The organism is Streptomyces dysideae, from assembly GCF_001514305.1.
In the GTDB taxonomy this organism is placed as follows: domain Bacteria; phylum Actinomycetota; class Actinomycetes; order Streptomycetales; family Streptomycetaceae; genus Streptomyces; species Streptomyces dysideae.
In genome coordinates this window covers 15,511-41,305 of record NZ_KQ949122.1, presented here as the reverse complement: position 1 = coordinate 41,305, position 25,795 = coordinate 15,511, and the positions used below count along the sequence as shown (strand labels likewise).

Sequence of the window (25,795 nt, the reverse complement as noted above, 5' to 3'; positions counted from 1 at the left end):
AGGGTTGACGCAATGACGCCGAATGCCGCCTCCGCATCCTCCGGACCCAGCCGGAGAAGTTTCCTCGCCTCCACGGCGGTCGCCACCGCAGCGGTGGCGGGAGGGATGCCGCTGCTCTCCGCCTGCGGCGGTTCGGACAGCGGCTCGCGTGACGGAACCACGTCGGACAAGGACGCGAAGAAGATCCTGCCGGCCTACGTGGCCAGCAACGTGGTGACGCCGGACATCCCGTCCAAGAACGGGTCGTCAATGGGTTTCACCGCCAAGCTCGACGTCGACACCCTCAAGACCTCGGTCGCGAAGAAGCTCGGCAAGGGCGGCAAGGTCACCATCATGTCGCCGTTCTGGGGCTCGCCGCCCAAGCAGAACAACCCCTACTACACGTCGATGAACGACCTGATCGGCGTCGACGTCCAGTGGCGGAACCAGGACGGCAACACCTACGACCAGAAGCTCGGCGCGGTCCTCGCCTCCAGCGACGTCCCGGACGTGGTGGTCGTCCCCGGCTGGAACATGATGGGCAAGATACCCAGCGCCATCATCAGCAAGTTCGCCGACCTCGGCCCGTACCTGTCCGGGGACAAGGTCAAGGAGTACCCGAACCTCGCGGCGATCCCCAGCGACGCCTGGCAGCGCTCCATCTTCGGCGGCAAGCTGATGGGGCTGCCGATGCCCGCCCCGTCCGTCCCGACCATCGCGCCCCTCTACCGCCAGGACATCTTCGACAAGGAGGGCTACGAAGTCCCGCAGTCCGCCGACGAGTTCATGGCCCTGTGCAAGGACATCACCAACGCCAGGGCCAAGCGGTGGGCCTGCGGTGACATGAAGTGGACCGCGTTCAACACGTTCAGCGTGCTCGGGGGCGGGGAGAAGCCGCTCTGGTGGAACCTCGTCGACGGCAAGCTGATCAACCGCATCGAGACCCAGGAGTACCTGGAAGCCATCGAGTGGACGCGCAAGCTGTTCGCCGCCGGAGTCGTCCACCCCGACTTCGAGCTGGGCAAGAGCCAGGCCACCGACCCCGCCCCCAAGTTCGCCGCCGGCGAGTTCCTGATCTGGAACAACAACATCGTCAACTGGTACGGCCAGCAGGCCTCCCAGGCCACCCAGAACCCCGACTTCAAGGTCTGGGGCATGGACATCTGGGGCCACGACGGCGGTGACCCGACGCTGTATGCCGCGAACCCGGCCGGCATCTTCGCCTTCGTCAACAAGAAGGCCTCCGAGTCCGTCATCCGCGACGTCCTGGCGGTCGCCAACGTCACCGCGGCGCCGTACGGCACCAAGGAGTGGATGATGACCAACTACGGCGTCGAGGGCACGCACTACACGATCAAGGACGGCATCCCCGTCAAGAACGACAAGGGCAACAACGAGGTCCTCAACGCCTACGTCATGGTGGCAAGCCCCGCCGCCACCACCGCCCACCCCGACCTGCCGGACTACACCAAGGCCATGGTCGAGTGGGAGCGGCGCATGGGCGGCTTCACCAAGAAGTCGGCCTTCTGGGGCCTACAGATCACCGAGCCCTCCCGCTACACCAACCTCGCCAACGACTTCGAGCAGCTCGAGGACGACATCATCCGCGGTCGCAAGAAGATCAGCGACATGCAGCAGGCTGTCTCCGACTGGAAGAACAAGGGCGGCGACAAGCTGCGGGACTGGTACAAGAAGATCCTCGACGAGAACGGCAGCGCGGCCAACTGATCCGGGGCTGAGGCAAGGAGAAGGCCGTGTCCCACAGCACGGTGCCTCGCAGCAGGGCCGAGGCCAAGAAGAAGAGCCCGACACAGACTCCGGCGGCGTCCGGCGGCACCACCGGCCCGGGGGACCAGAAGGCGTCGGGCAAGCTCAGCCTGCGGCTCAGGTTCAGACGCGACCGCGTTCTGCTCCTGATGACGCTGCCGGTCGTCCTGCTGGTCCTGGTGTTCAACTACATACCGATCCTCGGCAACGTCATCGCCTTTCAGGAATACGACCCCTACATCAGCGACAACGGCGTCATCTCCATTCTGAACAGCCCCTTCGTGGGCCTGGAGAACTTCCAGCGGATCTTCGAGGACTCGGCCTTCTGGAACGCCGTCCAGAACACCCTGATCCTGTTCTTCCTCCAGCTCGTGCTGTTCTTCCCGATCCCGATCCTGGTCGCGCTCCTCATCAACAGCGTGGTCAGGCCCCGGGTGCGGGCGGTCGCGCAGGCCGTGCTCTACCTGCCGCACTTCTTCTCCTGGGTGCTGGTCATCGCCGTGTTCCAGCAGCTCTTCGGCGGCGCCGGGGTCCTCTCCCAACTGCTGAGGGAGAACGGGTACGACGGCATCAACATCATGACCAACCCGGACACCTTCCCGCTGCTGATCACCGCGCAGAGCGTGTGGAAGGACGCCGGCTGGGGGATCATCGTCTTCCTCGCCGCGCTGGCCTCGGTCAGCCCGGACCTCTACGAGGCCGCCGCGATGGACGGCGCGGGGCGCTGGCGCCGCATGTGGCACGTCACGCTGCCCGCGCTGCGGCCGGTGATCGCCCTGCTGCTGGTGCTGCGGGTCGGTGACGCGCTGACTGTGGGTTTCGAGCAGATCCTGCTGCAACGCGATGCCGTCGGACCGGGCGCCGGTGAAGTCCTCGACACCTTCGTGTGGTGGAACGGCGTGCGCAACCAGGACTTCAGCTACGCGGCCGCCGCCGGCCTGGTCAAGGGCGTCATCAGCCTCGGCCTGGTCCTCGCCGCGAACAAGGTGGCCCATCTCATGGGCGAGCAGGGGGTGTACAAGAAGTGACCGCCGTCATCGACAAGCCGGTTCGGGAACCCCGCTGGTGGCAGGCCCCGCCCCGGCCCACCTGGGAGGAGGAGCCCTCCAAGGCCGGCCTCGCGGGCAAGGGGCTCGCCCTGACGCTGGCCTGCTTGGCGATCCTCTTCCCGCTGTGGATCGTCGTCGTCACCAGCCTCTCCTCACGCAAGACCATCGACGAGGTCGGCGGCCTGGTGATGGTGCCCAAGGGCATCACCTTCATCGCCTACAAGGAGCTGCTCAGCGGCGGCCAGGTCACCCGCGCCGCGATCGTCAGCATCCTCGTCACCCTGATCGGCACGGCGTTCTCCATGACCGTGTCCGTGCTGTGCGCGTATGGGCTGTCCCGCCCAGGATCGCTCGCTCACCGCTGGATCCTGATGATCCTGCTGGCGACCATGTTCTTCAGCGCCGGCCTCATCCCGACCTATCTGCTGGTGCAGACCCTCGGCCTGACGGACAGCTATCTCGCGCTGATCCTGCCGAGTGCGGTGAGTGTCTTCAACATACTTGTCCTGCGTGGGTTCTTCACGGGGATATCGCAGGAACTCGTCGACAGCGCGCGCATCGACGGCGCCGGTGACTTCCGGATCCTGTGGCAGATCATCATGCCGCTGTCCCGTGCGGTGATCGCGGTGATCACGCTGTTCTACGCCGTCGGGTACTGGAGCGCCTGGTTCAACGCGTCCCTGTACCTCAACGACCAGGACATGATGCCGCTGCAGAACGTCATGATCCAGCTTGTGCAGAAGCAGGAGGCTCCGGTCGGGCTGGGCCAGGCCATCAAGACCGGCCAGCTGTCGGGGCTGGCCGTGCAGATGGCGGTCATGGTGATGGCTCTGCTGCCGGTGGCTGTCCTCTCGCCCTTTGTCCAGCGGCACTTCAAGAAGGGCATGCTCACGGGTGCGGTTAAGGGTTGACCTGCGCCTTTCCAGCGGGGGGCTCTCTGTAGTTCGGCGGCTGCAGGTGTGTCGTGGCTGGTCGCGCCCCGCGGCGGAGCCGCATATCGATGCAGCCCCGCGCCCCTTAGGTATCTCTCCTCACCCTCCCTTCCTGGAACGAGGTATGTGTCATGAACGCGTCCCGCCTTAGCCGACGTGCCGTTCTTGCCGGGACCGCGGCCGCCGCCGCGCTCACCACCGTCCCGTTCCTCCCCGGGCGTGCGCATGCCGCCGAGCCCACCGCCACCACCCCCACCTACCGCTGGCGCAACGCCGTCATGGGCGGCACCGGATTCGTCACCGGCGTCCTCTTCCACCCCTCCGTGCGCGGCCTCGCCTACGCCCGTACCGACATCGGCGGTGCCTACCGCTGGGACGACCGAGCCGCCACCTGGGTCCCGCTGACCGACCACCTTGGCTGGGACGACTGGAACCTTCTCGGTGTCGAGGCCATGGCCGTCGACCCCGCGAACCCCGACCGCCTCTACCTCGCCCTCGGCACCTACGCCCAGTCCTGGGCCGGCAACGGTGCCGTGCTGCGTTCGGACGACCGGGGTGCCACCTGGGCCCGCTCCGACCTCACCGTGAAGCTCGGTGCCAACGAGGACGGGCGCGGTGCGGGGGAGCGGCTGCTCGTCGACCCGCGTAACAGCGATGTCCTGTGGCTCGGCACGCGGCACGACGGGCTGCTCAAGTCCACGGACCGGGGCGCCACTTGGGCCGCCGCGACCGACTTCCCGGGTGCCGCGAGCGCCACCGGGCAGGGCGTCACCTTCCTCGTCGCCGCAGGCCGCGTCCTCTACGCCGGCTGGGGCGACGGCGACGGCACCTCCGGTACGAAGAATCTGTACCGCACCTCTGACGGGATCACCTGGGAGGCCGTACCCGGCCAGCCCGCCGGCACCGCCGTCAAGGTCCCGATCCGCGCCGCGTACGACCGCTTCACGCGCGACCTGTACATCACCTACGCCAACGCCCCCGGCCCCAACGGGCAGTCCGACGGCGCCGTGCGCAAGCTGTGCACCGCGACCGGCGTCTGGAAGGACGTCACGCCGGTGAAGCCGGGCGGCACCACGGCCGACGGGTCCGCCGACGACTTCGGGTACGGCGGCGTCGCCGTGGACGCTCGGCGGGCCGGTACCGTCGTCGTCTCCACCAACAACCGGTGGGCGGACGTCGACACGCTCTTCCGGACCACCGACGGTGGTCGCACCTGGACGTCCCTCAAGGACACCGCCGTGTTCGACGTGTCCGAGACCCCTTACCTCAAGTGGGGTGCCGACAAGCCCAAGTTCGGCTGGTGGATCCAGGCGCTCGCCCTCGACCCGTACGACTCCCGGCACATCCTCTACGGCACCGGCGCCACCCTCTACGGCACCCGGGACCTGAAGAACTGGGCCCCGCAGATCCGCGGCATCGAGGAGGCGTCCGCGCGCCAGCTGCTTTCGCCCCCCGTCGGAGAGGCGCACCTGATCAGCGGTAACGGGGACATCGGCGTGATGTACCACGAGTCGCTCACCGCCTCTCCCTCGCGTGGCATGGCCTCCAACCCCGTCTTCGGGTCGTCGACGGGACTCGCCCAGGCCGCGAAGAAGCCGGCGTACGTCGTCCGTGCCGGCTGGGGTGACAACGGCAACGGCGCCCACTCCAACGACGGCGGGCAGACCTGGGCGCCCTTCGCGGCCCAGCCTGCCATCGCCAAGGACGCACCGGGGCCGATCGCCACCAACGCCGACGGCAGTGTGCTGCTGTGGACGTTCGTGCACTGGGACGGCACCAAGTACCCGGCCCACCGCTCGGCCGACAACGGCGCCACCTGGGCCGAGGTCTCCTCCTTCCCGAAGGGCGCCACTCCGGTCGCCGACCCGGCCGACCCGACGCTCTTCTACGCGTACGACACCGACACGGGGACGCTGCTCGCCAGCACGGACAGCGGGCTCACCTTCGCCGCGCGAGCCACCGGCCTGCCCTCCGGTGACAGCCAGTTCAAACTGGTCGCGGCGCCCGGCAGATCCGGTGACCTGTGGCTGAGCGTGAAGTGGAACGGGCTTTACCGGTCCACCGACGGCGGTGCGAGCTTCGCCAGGGTCGAGAGCTGCTGGGCCTCCTACACCCTCGGCTTCGGCAAGGCCGCCGACGGTGCCGACTACCCGGCGATCTACCAGGTCGGCGCCACCGAGACCATCACCGCCGTCTACCGCTCCGACGACGGCGCGAAGACCTGGGTGCGGATCAACGACGACCAGCACCAGTGGGGCTGGACCGGCGAGATGATCACCGGCGACCCGCGGATCCACGGGCGGGTGTACCTGGCCACCAACGGGCGCGGCGTCCAGTACGGAGAGCCCGTCTGATGCCGAGCCTGACCGATGCCACCCGTGGTCGCCTCCTCTTCGGGGGCGACTACAACCCCGAGCAGTGGCCGGAGGAGACCTGGCTCGAGGACGTCCGGCTGATGAAGGACGCCGGGGTCACCTCCGTCACCCTCGGCGTGTTCTCCTGGGCGAGGCTCGAACCTCGCCCGGGGGCACGGGAGTTCGGCTGGCTGGACCGGCTGATGGACCTGATGCACGCCAACGGCATCGGTGTCGTCCTCGCCACGCCCACTTCCTCGCCGCCGCCGTGGATGGGGCGGCTGCATCCCGAGACGCTGCCGCGTGACGAGGACGGCCGGACCGAGTGGTGGGGCTCCCGGCAACACTTCTCGCACTCCAGCGCCACCTACCGGCGCTACGCCGCCGCCATCACCGAGGACCTGGCCGCCCGCTACGGCGGCCACCCCGCCCTGCTGATGTGGCACATCAACAACGAGTACTGCACCTACGACTGGGGCGACGAGGCCGAGGCCGCCTTCCGCCGCTGGCTCCAGGACAGGTACGCCTCGCTGGATGCCCTCAACGAGGCATGGGGGACCGCCTTCTGGAGTCAGGGCTACGGCGACTGGTACGAAGTCCTGCCGCCGCGCCGCGCGCACTACATGAAGAACCCCGCGCAGGTGCTGGACTTCAGACGGTTCACGTCCGACGCGCTGCTGGAGTGCTACCTCGCCGAGCGCGACATCGTCGCCCGGCACACCCCGCACATTCCGGTGACGACCAACTTCATGCCGTTCTGGCGGGGCCAGGACGCCTGGGCGTGGGCCGAGCAGGAGGACGTCGTCTCCGTCGACGTCTATCCGGATCCGCGCGATCCCTTCGGGGGGCAGTACGGCGCGATGATCCATGACATGACGCGGTCGCAGGCCCGTGGTGGCCCGTGGATGGTCATGGAGCAGGCGGCCGGGCCCGTCAACTGGCGTGGGGTCAACCATCCCAAGCCGGCCGGGCTGAACCGTCTGTGGTCCCTCCAGGCCGTGGCGCGCGGTGCCGACGCCGTCTGCTACTTCCAGTGGCGGCAGTCCCGGCAGGGCTCGGAGAAGTTCCACTCCGGGATGGTCAGTCATGCCGGGGAGCACGGTCGTACCTTCCAGGAGGCCAAGCGGATCGGCGCCGAACTCGCCCTGCTCGGCGAGAAGGTGACGGACACTCGGGTCGAGGCCGCCGAGGTCGCCGTACTCCTCGACTGGCACTCCTGGTGGGCCGTCGAGCAGGACGGGCGGCTCTCCCACGAGGTCGACCACCAGCAGGTCGTCCGCGCCTGGCACCGCGCCCTGTGGGAGGCGCACACCACCGCCGACTTCGCCCACCCCGAGCACGACCTGTCCGCGTACAAGCTGGTCGTCGTGCCACAGCTGTACCTGATGACGGACGCGGCGATCGACAACCTCGTCGCCTACGCCGAGAACGGCGGCACCCTCGTCGCCGGTTTCCAGACCGGCGTCGCCGACGAGGACGACCGGGTGCGAGCGGGCGGCATGGACGCCCGGCTCCGTGAGCTGTTCGGCATCCGCACCCTGCACGAGTGGTGGCCGCTGGACGCCGGCGAGAAGGTCGACGTCGAGGGCTTCCACGGCACCCTGTGGTCCGAGGAGATCGAGGCGATGGACGGCGTCGACTCCGTCATGCCGTACAAGGGCGGCGAGCTGGACGGACTCCCGGCCGTGCTGCACAAGGGGCGCGCCTGGTATCTGTCCACCCTTCCCGAGCCGCACGCCCTGCGCACCCTGCTCGCCGACATCGCCGCGGAGGTGGGGGTGCGGCCGGTCCTCGACGGTCTTCCGGCCGACGTGGAGGCGGTACGCCGGGGCGGGCTGCTGTTCCTGCTCAACCACAGCCGCGACGGCGTCACCGTCCCGGTGCCCGGCCGCCACCGCGACCTGCTGACCGGCACGGATGTCACCGACGGCGGCGTGGAGCTGGGCCGGTACGGCGTGGCCGTCCTGGAGGCCCTCTCATGACCGGCCCCGTCCAGGGCACCTGGGAGCCCAGCCCCGCCACCCGCTGGGAGGACGCCTTCCTGAGCGGCAACGGCCGCCACGGCATCATGGTGTTCGGTGATCCGAACGGCGACCGCGTCATCGTCAACCACCACACCCTGGTCCGCCCCAACGGCGGCGAACGCGCCCGTCCCCCCGCCCTCGCCGCCGAACTCCCGCTGCTCCAGGACCGGTTGCTCGCCGGAGACGTCACGGCGGGGGAGGGGTTCACCGACGGGCGGGAGCTGCAGTGGGTGCAGCCCTTCCACCCCGCCTTCCAGGTGCGGTTGCGCCGTCCGGCCGCCGAGGGGCGCGACGACTACCGCCGCGAGGTCGACTTCACCACCGGCGTGGTGAGCGCCCGGTGCGGAGCCTGGCGCAGCGAGGTGTTCGTCTCCCGCGCCGACGACGTGATCGTCCAGTACGTCACCGAGCCCGGCCTCACCACCGACCTCACCCTGGACCACCAACTTCCCAACGCCCCCCGCGACCTGGCGGTCGGACACAGTGCCGTCCTCACCCCCGAGGGCGCCGCGCTCACCCTGCGGGTCCGCTATCCCGGCAGCGACCTGGCCTACACGGGCGTCACCCTCGCCGTCGTCTCCGGCGGCCGTACGTACACCTCGCTGCCCGGCGCCCGGGTCGAGGGCGCCCGCTCGCTGCTCCTCCTCACCCGGGTACGGCGGCACACCGGCGAGCTGGACGCCCTCGCCGAGGCCCGTGAGCTGCGCGCCCTGCTGCCCGACGGCGGCAGGGACCCGTACGCCCGTCTCCTCGCCCGCCACCTCGACCCGCACCGCCCCGCCTACCTCCGCGTCGGCCTCGACCTGGACGCCGACGATGCCGAACGGGCCCTCTCGGGGTCCGAGTTGCTCAAGAGCCCGCACAGCCCCGCCCTCCTTGAACGCCTCTTCGCCGCCGGCCGCTACCACCTGCTCTCCGCCGCCGGAATGCTGCCGCCCCGCCTGACCGGCCTGTGGACCGGCGACTGGGACACCGCCTGGTCGGGCGCGTTCACCACCGACGCCAACGTCAACCTCCAGACCGCGGCGGCCGCGGCGGCCGCGCTCCCCGAGGTGACGGACGCCCACGCCACCCTGATCCACGGCCAGCTGCCGCACTGGCGCGACAACGCCCGCGCCGTCTTCGGTACCCGTGGAGTCGTCGCCCCCGCGCACACCGACGGCGAGTCCGGGCACATCTACCACTTCAGCCGCGAGTATCCGCTGCACGTGTGGACCGCGGGCGCCGACTGGCTCCTCAAGCCCCTCGTCGACCACGACGAGACCCGCGGTGAACGCGACCCGCGCCTGGCCGCCGCGCTCGCCGAAGTGGCCTACTTCTACGAGGACTTCCTCACCCGCACCGACGCCGACGGCGACCTGGTGATCGTCCCCTCCTACTCCCCGGAGAACCGGCCCGCCAACGCGAGCTGGATCACTGTGAACGCGGCCATGGACCTCTCCGCCGCCCGGCACGCGCTGCGCACGGCCGCGGACTACCACCCCGACCGGGCGGACGACTGGCGGGCCCTCGCCGACCGACTCCCGCCGCACCGGACCAACACCGACGGCGCCCTCGCCGAATGGGCCTGGCCGGGCCTGGAGGACACCTACGACCACCGCCACCTCAGCCACCTCTACGGCGTCTGGCCGCTCGACGAGATCAACCCCTACGACACCCCCGACCTCGCCACGGCCGCCCACCGCGCCCTCGAACTCCGCGGCGCCGAGAACGACTCCGCGCACGGCCACCTGCACCACGCCCTGATCGCGGCCCGGCTGCGGGACGGGGAGCGGGTCGCCCAAGCCCTCGGCCAGGTCCTGGACGGCGACTTCTTCCACGACTCGCTGATGAGCGGCCACTACCCCAACCGGCATGTCTACAACGCGGACGCGGCGCACACGCTCCCGGCCGTGCTGATCGAGATGCTCGTCCAGTCCACGCCCGACCGGCTGGTCCTGCTGCCCGCGCTCCCGGCGGCGTACCCGCAGGGCCGGCTCCTCGGCATCCGCACCCGGTTCGGCGCCGAGATCGACCTCATCTGGACCCCGAACGAAGCGACCGCGGTGATCCGCCCCACGCGCACCCACCGCGTCGAACTCCGGACTTTCTCCGGCGCCGAGCCGCTCGACCTGGTCGCCGGAGAAGACCACGTCCTCCGTCTGGAGGTGTGGTAACTCCCCCCGCAATTCCCCCCCCACCCATGGAAGGGACACCATGGCAACACGCACTCTGAGCAAGGTCAGCAAGGCCCTCCTGGCCCCGGCGCTCGCGCTCGGCGCCACCATCGGCCTCGCCGCCGCACCCGCCTCCGCCGCCGTCTGGTACTCCTGCGACCAGTGGGGCAACACCAGTCTCAACGGCTACACGCTCTACAACAACATCTGGGGCTCCGGCGCCGGCAGCCAGTGCATCTGGGCCAACTCCGGCACCAGCTGGGGCGTCTGGGCCAACCACCCCAACACCGGCGGCATCAAGTCGTACCCGAACTCCAAGAAGGTGGTCAACAAGACGATCACCTCGCTGGGTTCGCTCTCCAGCAGCTACAACGTCAGCGTCCCGTCGTCCGGCGCGTACAACACGTCGTACGACATCTGGGACACGGACTACGACTACGAGATCATGCTCTGGGTCAACTACAACGGCGCCGTCGGCCCGCTGGGCACCTCGCAGGGCAGTGTCACGCTCGGCGGCCACTCCTGGAACGTCTACAAGGGCGACAACGGAGCCAACGAGGTCTTCTCGTTCCTGCGGACCTCCGACTCCAACTCCGGCAACGTCAACATCCTGCCGATCCTCAAGTGGATCAAGGACACCAAGGGCTGGATGGGCAACGAGACCATCGGTGACGTCCAGTTCGGCTTCGAGATCACCTCGTCGTCCGGCGGCCTGGACTTCGCCACGAACAACCTGACGGTCAGCAGCAGCTGACCGAACAGCCGAGCCGGCGCCGTTCCCCCATACGGCGCCGGCCCGGGTCTGGGCAGGCCCATGCTCCATACCCGTGCAGGGAGCACGGGCGCGGCGCCGTTCGTCGTACCTCGGTCGGGTCGGGGGGCGACATCAGGGATTTACTCCCGCTCAGGCTGCGGACGGAGCCCGCCTCCGCGGAACCGCCGTCATCGGCGGCGTGGACAGACGGACCGCTGCATCGTGCGGGCTGTCGCCCGTTCAGATCGGCATCCTCCGCCGCAGAATCACGGATGAGCCGCTCGGCTGACAGCTCACAATGAACAACGCCGACGCCGTCAGTTGTTGACCGCATGCTCCATGAGCTGGGGGATGACCTCCTTGTGAGCCTCGCCCTGTTGGCCAGGCAGTCAGCCAGGGAGGCCGCGGTCTCGTCCTCATAGCGGGCCGCGGCCATGTCGCATTCAGAGTCACCCACGTTCAGGAGCGCTTCGTTGCGGTAATCGATGGTCCTCGCACGGGTGTCGAAGAGGTCGAGCGCGGCCTGCTTTTCCTCCGTGCTGCCGAACTGGAAGTGGGTCGGACAGCGATAGCCACGAACAGGCGCTGGATCTCGTCCGCCGGTTCGTCGTCGGTGGAGCGGGCCAGTTCACCACGGGCGGCTCTGGCAGGCCGGGCCAGGGGGCGATGCTGTCGTTTGCGTCGGACCTGCACGTGCCGGTGATCACGTTCACCCTGCCGTCGTCGCAGGTCTCGGTGGTGTGACGGGCTCCTTGCGCCACAAGCCTGCCAGGTGGCATCGTTCGCATGATTGAACAGATGTACGGCCACCAGGAACCGCAGGCGGGGGATGGACGAGCAGGCGTTCGACGCCTTTTATGCCGGGAGCGTGGGGCGGCTCATCGGCCAGCTGTACGCCATGATCGGCGACCGCACTGAGGCGCAGGACGTGGTCCAGGAAGCCTTCGTCCGGGCCTGGGAGCACCGGGCCCAGCTGGACAAGGACGGTGCGCCCGAGGCATGGGTGCGTACCGTGGCCTGGCGGCTGGCGGTCAGCCGGTGGCGACGCGTGCGAACCTCGCTCTCCTTCGCGCGGCGCCAGGGCCCGCCCCCGAACGTACCGCCGCCGGACACCCACCACGTGCTGCTGGTGCAGGCGCTGCGGCAGATCCCCGCGGCGCAGCGACGGGCCATCGTGCTCCACCACCTGTGCGATCTGGAGGTGAAGCAGGTGGCCGCCGAGACCAACTGCCCCGTCGGTACGGTCAAGGCACAGCTGAGCCGGGGTCGGGCCGCGCTGGCAAGGATTCTGGCCGACACTGAGCTGGATCCGCGGGCGGGCCGAGTTACGGAGGTGGAGCATGGTTGACGAGACCAGCTTGGATGATCACCTTGCCGGTCTTGCCGCCGAGGGCCGGCGGTTCGCCGAGCCGATGGCCGCGGAGCAGATCCGGGTGCGCGGTGACCGGCGTCGGCGCCGTAAGCGGGCAGCACAGATGTCGGGCGGCGTGCTGCTGGCCGCTGCCGTCGCCGTGGGAGGCCTGTCGCTGGTCCGGCCCGGCCCGGAGTCGCCACCGAGCGTCGCGAAGCCGACGCCGTCGCGGAACGCTCCCCAGTTCGTGCCCCCGACGCCGGCCCCGGGTGAGGAGTACGCCAGCGAGATCGGCTATGTGTACGACGCGATGGTGCTGGCGGACGGGGTCCAGGTCACCGTGAAGCAGCTTCGTACCGAGCGGGGAACGGCCGTGCCCACCGGAGTGGTGCACAAGGTGACCCTGTCGCCGCAGACCCCGGTCGAGGTGGAGCAGGTGGCCGGTGGGAAGCCGGGGGACATGCGGTTGGGGGAGCTGGTGGACCGGCTGCGTGGCGGGCCACGGTGGGTGTTCGCCGTCGACTACGACGGCGAGGGCCGCATTCAATCGCTGCGGGAAGCGTTCTGGCTGACCGTCGAGTGAGCTTCGGCAGAGGCCCCGAAGAAATCTGACCGGGATGCAACCCGGGGGACGGTGTGCGGCGTAGAGACCGTGTAACCCCACCACACCGGCTTCCAGGAGAACGTTGACCATGTCTGCCTCACACCGCCGCGCCACCCTGCGCCTGCTCACCGTCGTCGCCTTCGGCGCCCTTGTCCTGACCGGATGCGGCGAGAGCGACAAGGAGTCCACGGATCCCGCCGCGATCGCGGCGGCGGACACCGCACAGGCCGGCAGTGACCAGACGGCCGCCCCGTCGACCAGTAAGACCCCGTGGGCGGGAACCAAGCAGTTCGTGACGATCGACAAGGCCTGGACCGAGGGCGGACTGACCTATCTGTCGGTGCGGCCCGCCCAGAAGAAGGTCAACACCCAGTTCGACACCTGGGAGATCATCCCCGGCACGGGGGCCTTCACCACGGTGACCATGGCCAAGGACGCCCGGGTTCTGCTGACGGTCCCGGTCCGAGGCGACGACGCGTCCGGTGCCAGCCGGGGCGAGCCTCTGCCGTCCTCCCAGGCCGAGTTCGTCACCCTGCTGACGCAACTGGACTCCGGGCTCTCTGCAGGCATCGGGTACGACCTGAGCTTCGACGGAGAGGGTCAGATAGCCAAGCTGCAGTCCCTATTCAGGCCGTGAGTCGCGCACGCCTGGGCCTCATGGGGACCGCGGAGGAGGTGGCGCATGGTTGACGAGACCGGGTTGGGGGATCACCTCGCCGATCTTGCCGCCTCGGGTCAGCGGTTCGCCGTGCCGCCGGCCGCGGAGCGGATCAGGGCACGCGGCGATCAGCGGCGGCGGCGCAAGCAGGCGGTTCTGACATCGGGTGGCGTGGTGCTGACCACGGCTCTGGCCGTGGGCGTCCTGTCGCTGGTCGGGCTCGGTCCACAGCCGGCACCAGCCGCCGTGAGGCCGACAGCGCCGAGCACTTCACGGTTCGTGCCCCCGACGCCGGCCCCGGGCGAGGAGTACGCCAGCGAGTTCGGCTACGTGTACGACGTGGTGCTGCTGGAGGGGGATACGGTCCAGGTCACCGTGGAGCAGCTTCGTACCGGAGTGGTGCACAAGGTGACCGTACCGACGCAGACCCCGGTGGAGGTGAAGCATGTGACCGACGGGAAGCCGGCGGACATGCGGCTGGGGGAACTGCTGGGCCGGTTGGGTACCGGACCGCGGTGGGTGTTCGCCGTCGACTACGACGGCGAGGGCCGAGTCCAATCGCTGAGGGAGGCCTTCTGGCTGACCGTCAAGTGAGGTAATCAACGGCAGTTCCTGAGTTCGTTCGGGAACGGATGACGAGATCCCGGCCGATCTTCTTGATCGGCCGGGATCTTTGCGTGGGGATGCGGCGACATCACAGTTCGGTGCGCTCGTGAAACTCCCAAAATAGAAATCCGACCGGGATGCAACCCGGTGGAGGTGTGGGACGTAGAGACCATGTAACCCAACCACACCGGTTTTCAGGAGCAGTTGACGATGAACATCTCACGCCGCCGGACCGCCAAGCGCTGGCTCACCGTTGTCGCTCTCGGCGCCCTTACTCTGACCGGGTGCAGCCAGAAGCCCGCGGATGGAATGGAATCCGCCGCGGCCGCAAAGCCGGCGTCATCTTCCGCGTCGGCCGACAAGACGGACGCCCGGCCTAATGGCGTCAAAGATTCCGCGGACCCTGCCGAGGCCGAGAAGAAGGCGTCGCCTTCCGCGCCCGCCGGGAATTCGGGCACCCGGTCCGACAGCAGCGAGGCGGCAAAGGACACGTCGGCCTCGACCAGCCAGGCCCCCTTTGCTGACACCCAGCAGTTCGTGACGATCAACAAGGCCTGGACCGAGGACGGACTGACCTATCTGTCGGTGCGGCCCGCCCAGAAGAAGATCAACACCCAGTTCGACACCTGGGAGATCACCCCGGGCACGGACCCGTTCACCACGGTGCCCATGGCCAAGGACGCCCAGGCTCTGCTGACCTGCCCGGTTCGCGACGAGGTTGCCGGGGCCGGCCGCGCCGAGCTGCTGCCGTACTCCCCGGCCCGGTTCGTCACCCTGCTGAACCAGCTGGACTCCGGCCTCTACGACGGCATCGGGTACGACCTGGTCTTCGACGGAGCGGGTCAGGTGACCAGCCTGAAGTCGCTGTACAGGCCCTGACGGGACCACGTCGTCCACCCGGTCGCGGCTCAACGGGTGCCCGGGACACCCAACCCCCCGTCGTCCACGGGCCAATGCCGTGGCTCAGTACTCCAGCTCTGGATCGTGATCTTGCTGGTCGGGCCGGTGCGGAGACGGGTGCGGCCACCGTCACGGCCTCGCGGACGCTGGGGATCGCACTGTCACGTTGCTCACCTGCGTGGATGGGCTGGTCTTCGATCGCCTGGTGCATGGCGGAAGCGTGTTCGACCAGGAGATCCGCAGGCTGGTGGCGGCGGCGTTGCCGTGAAACCGCTCCCTTACTCGCCCGCAGTGAGCCGGATCAGCAGCGCGCCCGGCGCGTGCGGCAGCGACACCCGCAGGGCGTCCCCGTCCCAGATCGCCGCGCCGGCGGACGGGGCGGACGGGTGCAGGACCATCGCCGCGGCCCTACGCCCCGCCAAGTGCCGTACCGGCAACCGCAGTTCGCTCTCTCCGTCGCGCCGCCACACCGACACGTACGACGGCCCGTCCGGCACCCGCATGCCCAGCGCCAGCCACTCGTCCGTCCATCCGGGCAGGCCCAGCGGCCAGAAGGGGACGGCCCGGGCGAGATCCCCGCGGATCGCCTTGTACGTGTCCACGGCGTCCCGTACGAGGGCGAGTTGCTGCCCGGACATGCGGTTGAGATGGCCGGAGAGATGGATCCGGCCGAGCAGCGCCCCGCCCAGGGTGAAGGTGATCAGGTCGTCCTCGAACTCCGGCTGCGGGTACGCCCAGACGGCACCCTGCTCCGGCGGCACCGCCGTGGGCGCGGACGCGGCGATGGGCGGGTAGCGCAGGGGGTCCTGCTGGTCGCTGGTGGACTGGAGCTGGGCGACGGCCAGGGTGGCGCCGTCCATCCGCATGCCGCCGGAGGCGCAGTTCTCGATCACCAGGCCCGGGTGGCGGTCCAGCACGTCGGACAGCCAGTCCAGGTAGGCCTGCGCGTGGCCGAGCAGACCGGCGCCCGGGGCGAGGTCGCCGGGAGCGCAGGTGCCGGGGTCGATCACGACGTTGTAGTCCAGCTTGAGATAGCCGACGCCCCAGTCGCCGACGATCCGGTCCACCGCCTTGTCGAGGTGCGCGCGGGCGGCCGGGTGCCGCAGGTCGAGCTGGTGGCGGCCCTGCTCGGCGAGACGGACACCGTCCCGCTGGAAGAAGGCCTCCGGCGGCAGCGCCGACGCGACCGGACTGCGTACGCCCACCACCTCCGGCTCCAGCCACAGCCCGGGCACCATCCCGCGCTCCCGGATCCGCTCCAGGACCGCCTGGATACCGCCGTCGGGAAAGCGGCGCGGCGACGGCAGCCACTCGCCGACGCTGTCCCACCAGCCCTCGGTGTCGTCGTCGTACCAGCCCGAGTCGATGCAGAAGTACTCCGCGCCCGCCTCGGCCGCCGCGTCGATCAACGGCAGCAGCTTCTCCGTCGTCGGGTCGCCCATCAGCGTGTTCATGTAGTCGTTGAAGACCACGGGGAGGGCCGAGTGGTCCGGGTGTGGGCGGCGCACGGCACGCCGGTACGAGGTCAGGGCGCCCATCGCCTCGTCGAGCCCGGAGCCGAGAGCCAGGGCGGCCGGCACGGTGGTGTGCTCCGCACCCGGAGCCAGCCGTACCCGCCACTGGTGCTCCGCGTCCCTGGGACCGTTCAGCGCCAGATACGTACCGTGGCCGCGTTCGCCCAGGTCCCAGCGCCAGCCGGCCGGGGACTCCACCTGCCACGCCCAGGCCCGTCCGCCGCCCCGCTCCACCAGCGCCCCCATCGGCAGATGACCGTCGCTGGACCAGCTGCCGCGCCCGGCGAGGACGAGGGCGGCCCGGCTGTCGTGCTGGTGGACGTCCCTGCTGATGTCGGCGACGGCGGCGCGCAGCGGCTCGGCGTACCAACGGCACTCCGCGAGCCAGTCGTTGCGGGCCCGGTGCACGTCCAGCGCGTCCGGCGACGGCAGCCCGCCGAGCAGCAGACTGCTGACCGACTGGACGACGAGAGGTTCGGTACCGTCGTTGCGGAGCCGGACTCGGGAGCGGAGGACGGGCAGGCCGGTGGGGGAGGACAGCTCGACGAACGCCGTCAATCCGGTCACCGGGTCGTGGAGTTCGACGGTCAGCGACTCCGAGCCGCTGCGGTGATCCCGGTATCTCAGCCGCGAACCGAAGGCCGTGCCCGTGAAACGCGGGCCCGACCAGCCGCTGCCATGGCCGAGGGCCGTCAACTCGACGAGGGGTAGGGCGGATTCGAGGTCAGCGGATTCCGGGTCACCGATGGGGGTCCCCCCGCTCGAACGAAGTTGAGAGTGGGGGAGCGCCAGCCGTACCAGTCGCAGGGTCCCGTCCGAGGCGGTCGCGAACTCGGCCTCCAGTGCCGAATGCCCCCAACTGAACCCGAATGCCGGGTGGTTGGAGGCCATACGCGCCGAATCCGCCGTACCGGTCAATGTGTTCCTCCATCTGGGTCAGCCGAGTGAATCCATCGTTACGGTCTCTTGACGGCCCCTGTGTGACCGGTCACAATCCTGGCATGAATGTGACCGGTCACACAAGGCGCCCGGCGAGCATCAGGGACGTCGCGACGGCGGCCGGGGTCTCCTACCAGACCGTCTCCCGGGTGATCAACGGCCATCCCAGCGTCAAGCCGTCCACCCGGGAACGGGTGCTCGCCGCCATCGACGAGCTGGGCTTCCGCCGCAACGCCACCGCGCTCGCCCTGGCCAGCGGCCGTACCCGGGCCGTGACCGTGCTCACCGCCAACACCACCCACTACGGCTACGCCTCGATCCTCCAGGGCATCGAGGAGGCCGCCCGCGCCGCGAGCTACGCCGTCGGGATAGGCGTCCTCGAGTCGGCCGACGAGGCCGCGGTCGCCGCCGAGGTGCAGCGGGCCGCCGACGCGGGCGGCGGACTGATCGTGATCGCCTACGATCCGGCCGGTGTACGGGCGTTGGGTGCCGTCCCCGCCGAGCTGCCGGTCGTCGGCGTGGTCGAGACCCCCGCGACCCCGCCCGACCCCGGCCACCCCTGGGTGTGGGCCGACGACCGCGAGGCCGCCTACCAGGCGACCCGGCATCTGCTCGCCCTCGGCCACGAGACCGTGCACTACGTCGCCATCCCGTCCAGCACCCGGCGCACCAGCGCCCGCACCACCGGCTGGCGGCAGGCGCTGAAGGAGGCCGGAGCCCCGGAACCCCGTCCCGTGCAGGGGAGTTGGGGCCCGGCGGGCGGTCATGCGGCGGGCCGCAGGCTGGCCAAGGACCCGGCCGTCACGGCGATCCTGTGCGGCAACGACGACCTGGCGCTCGGGGTGCTGCGCGCCCTGCACGAGTCCGGCCGGTCCGTCCCGGGCGAGGTCAGCGTGGCCGGGTTCGACGACGCCCCGCACTCCGCCTATCTGACCCCGTCGCTGACGACCGTACGCCTCGACTTCACCGGCCTCGGACGGTCGGCGTTCGCCCTGCTGCACGGGGTGCTGGAGGAGTCCGCGCGGATCGCCCCGCACCCCGTCTCGGTACCGGAACTGGTGGTGCGGGAGAGCTCGGGGCCGCCGCCCGCCCACGACTGAGATCTCGGCACCGCCGTCCTGAACCACCCGTCCGCGAAAGGCACTTGGGATACGTGATGACGAAGAGAAGAGCTCTCCCCGCGCTGGCCCTGATATGCATCTCCGCCCTGGCCGCCACCGCGTGCAGCGACCCCACCGCCGGTGACTCCGGCGCGGATGACGCCCAGCAGACGGCCGTGAACCCGACCGCCCGTCTCGACGGCGTGAAGTTGACCATGTGGACCGCGCAGAACACGGTCAACGCACCCAAGCGGGTCATCGACGCCTTCGAGAAGGCCACCGGCGCCGAGGTGGAGACCCAGGCCATCCCGGACCTCTACGAGCAGAACGTGCCCACCAAGCTCGCCTCCGGCGACCGCCCCGACCTGATGTTCTGGCAGCCGTCCATCTCCACGCTGCCGTTCATCCAGCCGCAGCAGAACCTCCTCACCCTCGACGGGGAGGAGTGGGAGGATCGGCTCGGCGACACCGAGAAGTCCCTCGGCATGATCGACGGCAAGCGGTACGCGGCGATCGTCACCAGCCCCGCCATGCTCGGCGTCTACTACAACAAGGACGTCTTCAAGCAGGCCGGGCTGAGCGAGCAGGACTTCCCCAAGTCGTACGACGATCTCCTGGCCCTCGGCCGCACCGTCACGGACAAGACCGACGCGGCCGGCTTCTACGAGGCCGGCGGCGACAAGTGGCCCCTGCAGTGGCAGATGCAGGTCCAGCTCACCGACCTCGACAAGCAGTGGTGGGACGGGCTGAACCACAACAAGGAGAAGTGGACCGACCCGGTTGTGGTCGCCGCGGTCAAGAAGTACAAGGAGAAGTTGCTCGACGCCGGACTCGCCCAGAAGAACTACCGCACGGGCACCTTCACCGGACAGGCCGACGCACTGTGGAAGGGCGAGGCCGGCATGGTCCTCAACGTCACCTCCTTCCAGAGCCAGTTGCAGGCCAAGTACTCCACCGCCGAGATCGACGAGAAGATCGGCTGGTTCCCGGTCGCCAACTCCACCGCGACCGGCATGTACTCGCCCGACCAGACCAACGGCGTCGTCGCCTTCAAGACCGGCGACGAGAAGCGGCAGAACGCCGCCCGGCAGTTCCTCGCCTTCTGGCTCGGCCCGAACTACGCCGACTACATCAAGGCGATGAAGATCCCGTCCGTGCAGCCGTCCGTGCCCACCCCCGACGGGCTGCCGCAGGCCTCCAAGGACCAGGTCGAGGCCCTGCCCACGGCCATCGGCGTCTTCCAGGCCAAGGCGATCGTCGCCCCCGACACGCACCTCTACCTCGCCGACATGATCTACGGAAAGAAGAGCCCGCAGCAGGTCGCGCAGGCGATCCAGGACCAGTTCGCGCAGGTGGCCAAGGCCCAGGGCGCGTCCGGGTTCTAGCGATGGCGGACACGGTCGTACGTACGCGAAAGCAGCCGTCCGCGCAGGGCGCACCGAAGGGCGTGGGCCGACTGCCCCGCGCCGCCGTTCACCACCCCTGGTGGTTCGCGCTCCCCGCGATCGTCGTCTTCGCGGGCTTCTTCCTGGTGCCCAACCTGCTCAACTTCTACTACCCGTTCACCAACTGGTCCTCCTACCACGCGGACATCGCCTTCACCGGCCTCGACAACTTCAGGACCATCGCCGACGACGGCTCCCTGCTCCGCGCGATCCGCACGACCCTGCTGTACGCCCTGCTGGCGGCGCTGTTCCAGAACGGCTTCGGGCTGGTGCTGGCGCTGCTGCTGGAGTCCGACACCCGCTTCAACCGGTTCTTCCGCGCCGTCTTCTTCCTGCCGGTGCTCATCTCCGCGCTCGCCACCGGTTACGTCTTCCAGGCACTCCTCGACCAGGACGGCGCCCTCAACTCGGTGCTCGGCACGGACATTCCGTGGCTGGGCTCGACTACCTGGACGCTGGTCGTGGTCACCCTCATCCACGGCTGGAAGTGGATGGGCCTGTCGATGCTGATCTATCTGGCGGGGCTGAAGGGCATTCCCGGCGAGATGCTGGAGGCCTCGAAGTGCGACGGCGCCGGGCCGTGGCGGACCTTCTGGTCGGTGCGCCGGCCGATGCTCGCGCCCGCCGTCACCTTCAACGTCACCACCGCGCTGATCGGCTCGATGAACACCTTCGACATCGTGCAGGCCACGACCGGCGGCGGCCCCGCGGCCTCCACGGAGGTCTTCAACATCTACATGTTCCGGATCTTCGGCCAGGGCCTGTACGCCCAGGCCTCCGCGATGAGCCTCGTCCTCTTCCTGGTGGTGGTCGCCGTCGCGATCCCGCTGGTCGTCGGCCTGCGGCGAAGGGAGCAGCTGCTGTGAACCCGGCCGTTGCATGGCGGTACGGCCGTCCTGCCCTTGTCCTCCTCCTCGCAGGTCTGGCCGTCGGCGTACCGCTGTGGCTGGTCGCCGTCACCTCCGCCAAGCCGCAGGCGGAGGCCATCAAACCCAACCTCGACCTGCCGCGGCACTGGCAGCCCGGCAGCAACTACGAAGACGCGGTCAGCCAGGGGGAGATGCTGCGCGGCTTCGTCAACTCCCTGCTCGTCGTGGTGCCTTCCGTCGTCCTCGTCCTGCTCCTCGGGGCCGGCGCCGCCTGGGTCTTCGCCCGCCGCAAGTCCAAGCTGGTCTCGGCGGCGTACGCGCTGTGCATCAGCGGACTGCTGCTGCCGCCCGCCGTCATCACCATCGTCATGGAGCTGCGGCAGCTCGGGCTCGCGAACACCCGGCCGGGCATGATCGCCGTCTACACCGGGATGTACCTCTCCACGTCGATCTTCTTCATGACCGGCTTCATCCGCGCCATCCCCATGGAGCTGGAGGAGGCCGCGCGCATCGACGGCGCGAAACCGGCCCGCATCTTCCTGCGGATCGTCCTCCCGCTGCTCAGGCCTGTCATCGCCACCGCGACGATCATGGTGATGCTCTACGCCTGGAGCGACATCTTCTACGCCTTCTTCATCCTCGGCGGCGGAGACCGGGCGACCCTCCCGCTGAATCTCTACCAGGTCGCCAGCGCCCAGCTCTACCTCAACAACTGGCATCTCGTCTTCGCGTACGTCGTGGTGATGAGCCTGCCGATGGTCGCCGTGTTCCTCGTCGGCCAGCGAAAGATCGTGTCCGGAATCACCAGTGGAGCCGTCAAATAACCGGAGGTCCAGCAGCGTGACCACCCCCACCCGCACCCCCACCCGCACCAGATCCCGCACCAGAACCGCCCTGATCACAGCCCTACTTGGAGCAGCCACCATGGCAGTCACCCTCCCCGCGGCGGGACCAGCGGCAGCCTCCCCCACTCTCGGCTTCGCTCGAGCGGGAGGTGCCCCCATCCCACAGCGCCTCACCGTAGACCTCGCCGCCTCCGAGGGCCCGGTGATGCTCGGCGCCAACGGCGCCCTCTACGGCCTCAGCGACGACGGCGTGCCCAGCGACGCCGCCCTGGCACCCCTGAAGATCACCAGCATCTCGCAGAAGCCGGAGGGCGGCGCCCAGCACCCCAACGGCGACGCGCTCTCGGTCTCCAAGTCGTTCTTCCGCAACGGCGGCGGCGAGATCAACGTCATGATGCAGGACATCTACGCCAAGTGGCCCTACGAGGACCTCGGCATCGACGACTACCTCCCCAAGGTCGACAAGATCGTCAAGGAGGTGTCGGCCGACCCGAACAGCGACCGTTTCGTCTACATCCCGTTCAATGAGCCCGACCAGATCTGGTACCAGCTCGGCGTCTCCGACCAGGCCCAGTACGAGGCCAACCGGGACCGGTTCTTCAAGGACTGGAAGACGGTGTACGAGCGGATCCGCGCGATCGACCCGGATGCCAGGATCGCCGGTCCCAACGAAGCCGCCTACCACACCCGCCTGTTGACCGACTTCCTCGCCTTCGCCAAGCGTGAGAACGTCCTGCCGCAGGTGATGACCTGGCACGAGCTGGGCTCCGGCTCGCTGCGGGACTTCCAGGGGCACTACGACAACTACCGTTCGGTCGAGCGGGAGTTGGGCATAGCCCCGCTGAAGATCAACATCGACGAGTACGCCAACCGCCGTGACCTGTCCGTCCCCGGGCAGCTCGTGCAGTGGGTGTCGATGTTCGAGCGGAACAAGGTGTACGCCAACCAGGCCTACTGGGACGCCGCCGGCAACATGGACGGCAACGTCGTCCGGTCCAACATCCCCAACGGCGGCTGGTGGTTCTTCCGCTGGTACGCCGGGATGACCGGCAACACCGTCAAGGTGACCCCGCCGCAGGCCAACACCATCGACACCCTCCAGGGCCTCGCCTCCCTCGATGCCTCGCGCCGCCAGGCCCAGGTCCTGCTGGGCGGCTCGGCCGGTGACTCCGACGTCGTGGTCCAGAACGTCTCACGGTCCCTCTTCGGCCGTACGGTCACCGCGACCGTCGCCGAGGCCGCCTGGTCCGGATACGAGGGGCAGCACGCGACGCCCCGGGTCCTCGCGCGTACGAAGGTCCAGGTCGCGGACGACGGCACGGTGAGCGTCCCGCTGCGGGGCCTGCACAAGATGGCGGCGTACCGGATCGTCCTCACCCCCGGCGGCTCCGGCACTCCGGCCGCCGCCTCCGTCCCCTGGTCGGCGTCGTACGAGGCCGAGGAAGCCGCCATCACCGGCGGCCGGGTCTACACCCAGGGCACGGTGAGCAACGCCAACGGCTACGCGGCCTCCGGCACCAAGGACGTCGGCTCGCTCAACACCGCCACCAGCAAGGTCGACTTCACGGTGACGGTCCCTGAGGCGGGCACCTACGACCTGGCGATTCTCTACGGCAACCAGTCCGGCACCCCGGCCACCCAGAAGCTGTCGGTCGACGGAGGCACCCCGGTCACGGTGACCTACCCCTCCACCGAGAACTGGACCTACCGCGCCAAGAAGGACGTCAGCCTCGATCTGCCGGCCGGCACCCACACACTGACCCTCGCCAAGGGCGACGCCGAGGTCACCCTCGACCGCGTCGACCTGACCGCCCGCACCGCCGAGCCCGCCGCCCGGTACGAGGCCACGCTCGCCGACATCAGCGGCCGGCCGTCCTACGACTACACCTCCTCGGCCGGGGTCGGGACCGGCGCCCTCGTCCTGCGCTCCGGCGACAAGGCGGTCTTCGACGTCTACGCCCCGCGCGACGGCTACTACACGGTCGTGTCCCAGGCCACGGCGCCGGTGCGGCTCGCCCTGCACGGGGAGACGGTCACGGCGGCGCCCGGCCGGCCCCTGCGGCTCTACCTCGTCGCGGGCAACAACCGCGTCGCGACGACCGCCCAGCAGGCCGCCGTCCGCTCCCTCGACGTCTCCGGCGCCGGCTCGACCGCCGGCACGCTCTCCTACGAGGGCGCCGCGGCCACCCTCGCGGTCGGCGCCCAACTCGTCGACTCCGCGCACGCCTCCGCCGGGTCCTACATCGGGTGGCTCGGCAACAGCGCCGCCAGCACCGCCGAGTTCACGGTGGACGCACCCCGGTCCGGCCGCTACGTCCTGGTCGTCCACTACGCCCACAACGACCGGCGCGACAACGGCCACGCCTACAACACGGACATCATGTCCCGTACGGCGGACATCACGGTCGGGACCGCGGCGCCCCGGAAGGTCACCTTCAAGAACACCTGGAGCTGGGACGACTACTGGACGCAAGGCGTCCCCGTCGACCTGAAGGCGGGCTCCAACAAGGTGACGTTCGGGAACGCGAGCGCCTGGGCACCGAACATCGACCGCATCGAACTGGGCCGCGTCGTCGGCTAGGCCAAGGACACACGGGCCGGCTCCGCTCACCAGCGGGGCCGGCCCCCGCCGTTCACGCCCGGTCGACCTCCTCCCGCACCGCGTCGTAGTCGGCGAAGGCCGCGTCGACGTCGGCTTTGGTCAGTCCGTAGCGGGACAGGTCGTAGGTGTGCCGGCGGGTGCCCTTGGGGCGGGCGACGACCCCGGGGAGCCGGGCCGCGTCCGCCTCGGTCCAGCGGGCGCCGATCGCGTCGTAGAGCTTGGGGGCGCCGGTGGCCGGGTCGGAGCCGAGCCAGGAGTACGGGACGTCCACCAGCGCCTCCGAGGGCATGGCGGCCCGGGCCGCGACACCGCGCGCGGCGGAGCGGCTCAGCAGTTCAAGCCAGGTGGCGCCGATGTGGTGCAGGTCGAGGGGGCGGACGCTGACGCCCATGCCGTGCTCGACCAGGCTGCAGTAGGAGGCCACGGCGGTGGCCGGGTCGCGGTGGGTCCAGACGATCGTGGCGTCCGGGAACACCGTGCGCAGCGCGTCGAGGTTCTCCAGGTGCATGGGGGACTTCAGCATCCAGCGGCGCCGCGGACGGCCGTACTGGAGGACCTGGTACACCTGCTTGAGGTGCTGGTAGTCGGGGACGAAGTCCCGCTCGTAGTGCCAGGCCTGGTAGGCGGGGATGCGGGCCTGGGACAGAGGCATCAGGGCGTGCGGGAGGACGAACGTGCACTCCTCGGGGCCCTCGGCGACCAGGGGGTGGATGTCGCGGAAGCGCGGCGTGAACAGGTTGGTTCCGCCGACCAGCCACTTCGCGGGCGCGATCGCCTTCCGGCGCTTCTCGGGCGGTACCGCGAGGTCCGGCGTCATCAGTTCCCACAGCAGGGGACATCGGTGCTCGTCCGAGATCGACAGCACGCCGTGCGTGACCGTGGTGGCGGTGCGCGGCAGGCCCACCACGAACACCGGCCGCTCTATGGGCTCCTGCTCGATCTCCGGGTGCTCGGCGATCAGCCGTCGGATCCGGGCCCGGTTGGCGAGGTGTCTGCCGACGTGGGTCTGCGCGGACATCCAGCCGACCGGCGTGAGGGTCTCGTCCTCGGCCCAGTGGCGCAGCAGCAACCGGAAGCCGTCGGCGAACCCCTCGTCCACGTCCGCCCGCCCGGCCCGGTCGAGGAGCCGTTCGAAGGTCCGGTCGGGGGTGTGACGGCCGCCGAACACCGGCCGGAGCGCCAGGTTGGCCAGGGTGAGGGGGAGAGGGGTGGAGGACACGGGAGGGATTCCTTCCGGGGGTTGGGTGAGTTGGCCGTCCGGGCCGGAGAGTTGACAGCCCTGCCCATTCTGCCGACCCGGCAACCTCTGCCCGGCCCGGCGGCGACCCGTCAACACAACCATTCCCG

Annotated in this window: 20 protein-coding genes and 1 pseudogene; 18 read left to right on the top strand and 3 right to left on the bottom strand. The window is 69.6% G+C overall.

Annotated elements, in window-relative coordinates; all coding sequences use genetic code 11:
* Positions 1 to 12 precede the first annotated feature (12 nt).
* The 11 genes from AQJ91_RS43180 (at position 13) to AQJ91_RS43130 (ending at position 14,222) form a co-directional block, all read left to right on the top strand.
* Positions 13 to 1,707, top strand: a complete 1,695-nt coding sequence (locus AQJ91_RS43180; protein WP_067034019.1) for an extracellular solute-binding protein — start codon at positions 13 to 15, stop codon at positions 1,705 to 1,707.
* Between the two features lie 26 nt (positions 1,708 to 1,733).
* Positions 1,734 to 2,774, top strand: coding sequence for an ABC transporter permease (locus AQJ91_RS43175; protein ID WP_067034016.1), 1,041 nt, complete (start codon positions 1,734 to 1,736; stop codon positions 2,772 to 2,774).
* On the top strand, positions 2,771 to 3,706 hold the full coding sequence (locus tag AQJ91_RS43170; protein WP_067034013.1) for a carbohydrate ABC transporter permease: 936 nt from the start codon (positions 2,771 to 2,773) through the stop codon (positions 3,704 to 3,706). The genes AQJ91_RS43175 and AQJ91_RS43170 overlap by 4 nt, the downstream gene beginning before the upstream one ends.
* Before the next feature lie 152 nt (positions 3,707 to 3,858).
* Complete coding sequence (locus tag AQJ91_RS43165; RefSeq protein ID WP_067034011.1) at positions 3,859 to 6,081, top strand: sialidase family protein; 2,223 nt, start codon at positions 3,859 to 3,861, stop codon at positions 6,079 to 6,081.
* A complete protein-coding gene (locus AQJ91_RS43160; RefSeq protein WP_067034009.1) occupies positions 6,081 to 8,063 on the top strand; it encodes a beta-galactosidase in 1,983 nt (660 codons plus the stop codon). Before AQJ91_RS43165 ends, AQJ91_RS43160 begins: the two co-directional genes overlap by 1 nt.
* The gene (locus AQJ91_RS43155) at positions 8,060 to 10,261 is read left to right on the top strand and encodes a glycosyl hydrolase family 95 catalytic domain-containing protein (RefSeq protein ID WP_067034007.1); all 2,202 of its coding nucleotides are present in this window, start codon (positions 8,060 to 8,062) and stop codon (positions 10,259 to 10,261) included. The genes AQJ91_RS43160 and AQJ91_RS43155 overlap by 4 nt, the downstream gene beginning before the upstream one ends.
* Positions 10,262 to 10,301: 40 nt before the next feature.
* On the top strand, positions 10,302 to 11,015 hold the full coding sequence (locus AQJ91_RS43150; RefSeq protein ID WP_067034004.1) for a glycoside hydrolase family 12 protein: 714 nt from the start codon (positions 10,302 to 10,304) through the stop codon (positions 11,013 to 11,015).
* A gap of 829 nt (positions 11,016 to 11,844) precedes the next feature.
* A complete protein-coding gene (locus AQJ91_RS43145; protein WP_067033999.1) occupies positions 11,845 to 12,363 on the top strand; it encodes an RNA polymerase sigma factor in 519 nt (172 codons plus the stop codon).
* Positions 12,356 to 12,949 carry a hypothetical protein gene (locus tag AQJ91_RS43140; RefSeq protein ID WP_067033990.1) on the top strand — a complete coding sequence of 198 codons (594 nt, stop codon included), beginning with the start codon at positions 12,356 to 12,358 and terminating at the stop codon, positions 12,947 to 12,949. Before AQJ91_RS43145 ends, AQJ91_RS43140 begins: the two co-directional genes overlap by 8 nt.
* A gap of 109 nt (positions 12,950 to 13,058) precedes the next feature.
* Entirely contained in the window at positions 13,059 to 13,607 is a 549-nt protein-coding gene (locus tag AQJ91_RS43135) for a hypothetical protein (protein WP_067033986.1), read from the top strand.
* A 45-nt stretch (positions 13,608 to 13,652) separates the two neighbouring features.
* Positions 13,653 to 14,222, top strand: a complete 570-nt coding sequence (locus AQJ91_RS43130) for a hypothetical protein (protein WP_067033983.1) — start codon at positions 13,653 to 13,655, stop codon at positions 14,220 to 14,222.
* Between the two features lie 206 nt (positions 14,223 to 14,428).
* On the opposite strand, the gene AQJ91_RS56880 is transcribed toward AQJ91_RS43130, so the two are convergent.
* Positions 14,429 to 14,785 (bottom strand): hypothetical protein, encoded by a 357-nt coding sequence (locus AQJ91_RS56880; RefSeq protein WP_234383391.1) that lies wholly within the window; start codon positions 14,783 to 14,785, stop codon positions 14,429 to 14,431.
* Here AQJ91_RS56880 and AQJ91_RS56875 point away from each other — a divergent pair.
* Positions 14,772 to 15,113 (top strand): hypothetical protein, encoded by a 342-nt coding sequence (locus tag AQJ91_RS56875; RefSeq protein ID WP_234383390.1) that lies wholly within the window; start codon positions 14,772 to 14,774, stop codon positions 15,111 to 15,113. The two genes, AQJ91_RS56880 and AQJ91_RS56875, sit on opposite strands and share 14 nt — an antisense overlap.
* A gap of 154 nt (positions 15,114 to 15,267) precedes the next feature.
* Positions 15,268 to 15,402 (top strand): annotated as a pseudogene (locus AQJ91_RS56870) (TetR family transcriptional regulator); the annotation flags it as partial.
* Between the two features lie 10 nt (positions 15,403 to 15,412).
* Here AQJ91_RS56870 and AQJ91_RS43120 read toward each other — a convergent pair.
* On the bottom strand, positions 15,413 to 17,539 hold the full coding sequence (locus AQJ91_RS43120; protein WP_067033978.1) for an alpha-galactosidase: 2,127 nt from the start codon (positions 17,537 to 17,539) through the stop codon (positions 15,413 to 15,415).
* A 110-nt stretch (positions 17,540 to 17,649) separates the two neighbouring features.
* On the opposite strand from AQJ91_RS43120, the gene AQJ91_RS43115 reads away from it, so the two are divergent.
* The 5 genes from AQJ91_RS43115 (at position 17,650) to AQJ91_RS43095 (ending at position 24,427) form a co-directional block, all read left to right on the top strand.
* On the top strand, positions 17,650 to 18,687 hold the full coding sequence (locus AQJ91_RS43115) for a LacI family DNA-binding transcriptional regulator (protein WP_067033974.1): 1,038 nt from the start codon (positions 17,650 to 17,652) through the stop codon (positions 18,685 to 18,687).
* A 56-nt stretch (positions 18,688 to 18,743) separates the two neighbouring features.
* A complete protein-coding gene (locus AQJ91_RS43110) occupies positions 18,744 to 20,072 on the top strand; it encodes an ABC transporter substrate-binding protein (protein ID WP_067033972.1) in 1,329 nt (442 codons plus the stop codon).
* A gap of 2 nt (positions 20,073 to 20,074) precedes the next feature.
* Complete coding sequence (locus tag AQJ91_RS43105; RefSeq protein WP_067033965.1) at positions 20,075 to 20,998, top strand: carbohydrate ABC transporter permease; 924 nt, start codon at positions 20,075 to 20,077, stop codon at positions 20,996 to 20,998.
* Positions 20,995 to 21,825 carry a carbohydrate ABC transporter permease gene (locus tag AQJ91_RS43100; protein ID WP_067033962.1) on the top strand — a complete coding sequence of 277 codons (831 nt, stop codon included), beginning with the start codon at positions 20,995 to 20,997 and terminating at the stop codon, positions 21,823 to 21,825. The genes AQJ91_RS43105 and AQJ91_RS43100 overlap by 4 nt, the downstream gene beginning before the upstream one ends.
* A gap of 100 nt (positions 21,826 to 21,925) precedes the next feature.
* Positions 21,926 to 24,427, top strand: a complete 2,502-nt coding sequence (locus AQJ91_RS43095) for a CBM35 domain-containing protein (protein WP_067033956.1) — start codon at positions 21,926 to 21,928, stop codon at positions 24,425 to 24,427.
* Positions 24,428 to 24,479: 52 nt separating this feature from the next.
* Here AQJ91_RS43095 and AQJ91_RS43090 read toward each other — a convergent pair whose 3' ends face one another.
* On the bottom strand, positions 24,480 to 25,667 hold the full coding sequence (locus AQJ91_RS43090; RefSeq protein WP_067033943.1) for a sulfotransferase family protein: 1,188 nt from the start codon (positions 25,665 to 25,667) through the stop codon (positions 24,480 to 24,482).
* Between the last annotated feature and the right edge of the window lie 128 nt (positions 25,668 to 25,795).